Origin of the sequence: Campylobacter gastrosuis (assembly GCF_030249845.1) — a bacterium.
GTDB lineage: Bacteria > Campylobacterota > Campylobacteria > Campylobacterales > Campylobacteraceae > Campylobacter_A > Campylobacter_A gastrosuis.
Map to the genome: position 1 here is coordinate 1 of NZ_JANURM010000040.1, position 3,908 is coordinate 3,908.

A 3,908-nucleotide genomic window follows, 5' to 3' on the forward strand; every position below is an offset into this window, starting at 1 on the left:
CTTTTAAATGCTCTTTAAAAACCTTGTCGCACGCTTTAAAGCTTGGCTTTATTTCGTGCGAGATTAGCCCTGCTGCGATATCGGTTAAATAATCGTGCGTGATACTTGCGGTTAGGTATTCAGGGCTATTTGGCGGTAAAATGCTCCAAAAAATGCGAGGCACACTTGCTCCGTCGGTTAAATAGCCTTTTGGTATCTCAAAATCACGCTCAAAAGCCTTAAACGCATAAGGCTCGTATAATTCGTAGCGGTCGTGGCTGTAAGGCTTAACGATAACTCGCTTCATAGCCTACTACCTTTTAAAAACAGCTCATCAATCTTGGCATTATCTAAATTTAGGGCTGTTGCTAGTGTTGTTATGAGCGGGTTATCTTTAAAGATATCGTTTGCGTATTCAAACTCAATCTCCACTCTTGCTCTTTGCTTCTCATCTTGTATTTGACTAATAAACTCTTTAACGCTATTTAGCAAACCTAGCTCGTTTAAAATGAGCTTTGCCTGTCTTAGTGTGATTTTATTTACCTTTGGTTCTTTTGCTTCATAGCCTAGCTCACTTACAAAAGAATTATATCTATCCAGTAAATCATACTCTTTTAATTCGTGTAGATAGTTTATAATCTCTTGTGTCCCTGCATTTACTTCATCATCTGTAAAGTCATCTATTAGCTCATCATTCTCATCATATTCTAACACTCTATCAGAAACTATAAAAGGACTTCTGACAAAATTTATGATGTCGCTTATGATGTTAGCGTTTAGCTCTTTATACTCTGTTCCGTTTTTAGTTATCATTTTAAACTACTCCTATAACTATTGTGCCACGCTGTGTTAGCGTGTTGTAAGCGATATTTGCATCGCTTGTGTTTTTGTTCTCTGCGTCTGTGTTTGGTGGCAAAGTGCACAGATAAAGCGTAGTTGTGGCATTTGTTTCAGTGGCTATGGCTAGGTTATTCTTTTTAAATACGCATTTAAAGCAATATATTTGCGTTCCACTACAAATCCTTAAAGCCTTTATGCAGTTTTGAAAGGTTGGAGTGGATAAAATAACATAAGCTAAATCATAAGCATTTATGCCGATACTACACATATTAAACTCGGTGATTGCGTTGCTAAAATAAACATAAGAGGCGTTTTGACAACGAATGGCTTCGTTTAAATTCTCAAACTTACACTTATCAAAAATAAGGGCTTGACAACCTCCTAAAACTCTTATGCCATTTGTATTTACGCTACCAGCTCCTGCGGCTGTTGGTCTAGTCTCGTTATTTGGTAGCCATCTGCCCTTAAATGTAATGCCAAAAAAGAATGGTGCTTTTGTGCCTAAGTCAAAGAAAAATAAGAAGTGATTAGCTGGTAAGTTAGGTCCTGCTATAATCTTAAAGCCATTATCTGCTGTTGTTCTGCCACCATAAATCCTAAGAAATGATAAATCACAACAATTAACATAAACTTGCTGATTTATCACTATGTCGCTTGTAAGGTGAAGCTGGATATATACATCCCTATTCGTAGCTTTGCGGTATTTAAGTGCTTCGGTAAAGACAGCATTAAAATCTGTAAAATGCTTAACTGCTCCTTCTTTTTGTGTGGTTCCTATGCTCCAAATGATATGGTTTGTAATTGGCGTTTGCTTTTCGCTGTTATAAGTCGCTGTGGCTAACTTGGTATTTAGCTCGGTTTTGGTTGCAAAGGTTGCTTTATCGCTATTATAAGTCGCTGTGGCTAGTTTGGTGTCATCTGCTATCGTAATATTTCTCGTGCCGTCAAATGCGACGCCGTTAATCGTCCTTGCATATTCTAGTTTAGAAGCACTTATGGCGTTTTCTGTTTTGCCTAGTTTGGTTGTAATATGTTCTGAAAATAGAGTAACTTTTGCGTCAGTTATATCCCTTGATACTTCTTGCATTATTTGAGTTTTTGCTGTGTTTATGGCGTTAGTTGTGTAGTCTTGTGCCGAGCTTAGCACTGCTTGATTTTTTTTAATTATCTCATCTGCGATTTTTGACGAGCTGTATGTTTTGTTTGTTTTTGTTTGTGCGTCATCTATAAAACCACTACTTACCACGCTTTGGATATTTCTTATCTGCTCTAAGCCTTGCGTAATATCTGCGTTTTTAGTGTCTAGCTCTCTTAATAGGCTCTCGCCTTTTGTGTCAAGTTGTGTTAATTTTGCATTAACTTCATCGGCTTTTAAATCATAATCTAGCTTTGATTTTTCATACTCACGCCGTGAAGTGTTAAAATCTTGCGTTAGTGTTGGTAGGCTATTGCCTAGATTTTCATAAACTGCAAAATTTACATTAAAGTCTTGTATCTTTTTAGCTAATTCGCTAATCCTTGTGTCTAACTCTCTTTTTTGCGTGGCTAAATCGCCCTTTGCAGTTAAAAAGCCGTCATTTAACGCCACTGCTTCTTGCTTTAATGCTTCTAAGCTAGTTTGTAACGACTGGATTTGATTAAATAAAGCGTTTGTCGCTTCAAATTTTGCAGTTATATCGCTTTGTTTATCGTCTATTTGCTCTTTTGTTGTTTGTATCGCTAGTTTTATACTCTCAGCGTTATTTAACGCTTCATCTATGCTTACGCTAAGTTTTTTAACGTCGGTTAAATCTAACCTTTTAAGTGCGTTTTTTAGCTCATTAATTTGAGCTAAAACTGTATTAAGTGCTTCTAACTTTTCCTGTGCTAATTTTAAGCTGTAAATATCTGTCATCAATCGTCCTTTAACTCAATCTCATTAAAAATAAAAGGCTGTATCTCGTAATTTTTGCTTGTCGCTGCTTTTTGATACTCTCTTAAATACCACATATCTTTTGCCATTTTTAAAAAAAAATCATATAAATTTATGTTGTTAATTGTTTCTAACGTCGTCAATATCTTTGCCCTCATTTGCGTTATATTGTGCGATAATGTCAAGTGCTAAATTTCTATAAAACGGCTCTTTATTTAGTAAAAATAAAACTTCATACATAACCGCATAAACTAAGTCCTCGTTTATATCTAAATGTAAAAATCCGTCAAAATCTGGCATTCTTGGCATTCTTATAAAACACTCATTGCCTACGTTTCTAAAAACCTGCATATTTGGCGATTTGTAGCGTTCTAATAACTCGCTAGGCACACACCTTGACGCCACAAAAAGTAGGGCTTCGTGGGTTAAATAGCTTAGCGTGACTTTTTCGGGGAGCTTTATGCCCCCTTTGCCTTTTTGTTCTAAAACCATATAAAATGCAAGCTCTAACATTTTACGCCTTTAATCCGACACCTATTGCAAAAGCGTCAGGCACTCTTACTTCTAGGCTACACTCTGTGTAATAGCGTTTTTGTTTAGCGGTCTTGCTAGTGGCGACGTCCTCAATGGTCGTAGGGATTAAAAGCCCGTTTTTAGCGTATGAGAAGTCCCCAGCGATTAGGACGTCATCAAGTCCGTATTTTTTGCTTAAAAAGCGGTGCATTCTAAAATTTACCTTGCCAAAATCCGTTTCAAGCGTGACCACCCTTGTATTTATGGCTTTGTCATTGCCAAACTGGCGAGTTGCGATTTTATTTATCGCTTTTTTTAGTGTTGCTCCGATAAATACGTCCTTTGGGGTAGCTCCACTATCCCAAATTTGCTGTAAAATTTGGCTTAGCTCGTTCTCGGTTAATGGAGTTGCTGCGCCTTGCCAATTGCCGGTGCTATCAAAGGCTAAAACATTGCCACGCTTACTATTTGCAAAAGCACTTACGCCCTTTGAGACATAATAAAAAAGTCCTGCCATTTCAGCCGCCGTGCTATCAGTCCTAGCCGTTGGCTCTTTAAACACTGAAAGCTTTACGTTGCTATCTCTGCCAAGTCCTAAAAGGGCGTATTCTATATCTAACTTATGCTCTTTGGCTGCTTTTGAAATTTCGTGTTCTAGCTCTTT

Annotated in this window: 6 protein-coding genes; all 6 read right to left on the minus strand. The window is 37.4% G+C overall.

Annotated elements, in window-relative coordinates; genetic code table 11:
* Positions 1-286 (minus strand): DUF1353 domain-containing protein (locus NYG85_RS11775; RefSeq protein WP_284938846.1); only part of this gene is annotated, 286 nt, incomplete at its 3' end.
* On the minus strand, positions 283-792 hold the full coding sequence (locus NYG85_RS11780; RefSeq protein ID WP_284938848.1) for a hypothetical protein: 510 nt from the start codon (positions 790-792) through the stop codon (positions 283-285). The genes NYG85_RS11780 and NYG85_RS11775, both read right to left, overlap by 4 nt.
* A gap of 1 nt (position 793) precedes the next feature.
* Entirely contained in the window at positions 794-2,713 is a 1,920-nt protein-coding gene (locus NYG85_RS11785) for a coiled-coil domain-containing protein (protein WP_284938849.1), read from the minus strand.
* Complete coding sequence (locus tag NYG85_RS11790) at positions 2,713-2,874, minus strand: hypothetical protein (protein ID WP_284938850.1); 162 nt, start codon at positions 2,872-2,874, stop codon at positions 2,713-2,715. The genes NYG85_RS11785 and NYG85_RS11790 overlap by 1 nt, the downstream gene beginning before the upstream one ends.
* Positions 2,852-3,244, minus strand: a complete 393-nt coding sequence (locus NYG85_RS11795; protein WP_284938852.1) for a hypothetical protein — start codon at positions 3,242-3,244, stop codon at positions 2,852-2,854. Before NYG85_RS11795 ends, NYG85_RS11790 begins: the two co-directional genes overlap by 23 nt.
* A 1-nt stretch (position 3,245) precedes the next feature.
* On the minus strand, positions 3,246-3,908 hold a 663-nt coding region (locus NYG85_RS11800), incomplete at its 5' end, for an SU10 major capsid protein (RefSeq protein ID WP_284938853.1).

What these genes read in the sequence shown, in the direction of transcription:
- NYG85_RS11780 (WP_284938848.1), bottom strand. Translation starts at nt 792, where the DNA reads ATGATAACTAAAAACGGAACAGAGTATAAAGAGCTAAACGCTAACATC.
- NYG85_RS11785 (WP_284938849.1), bottom strand. Translation starts at nt 2,713, where the DNA reads ATGACAGATATTTACAGCTTAAAATTAGCACAGGAAAAGTTAGAAGCA.
- NYG85_RS11795 (WP_284938852.1), bottom strand. Translation starts at nt 3,244, where the DNA reads ATGTTAGAGCTTGCATTTTATATGGTTTTAGAACAAAAAGGCAAAGGG.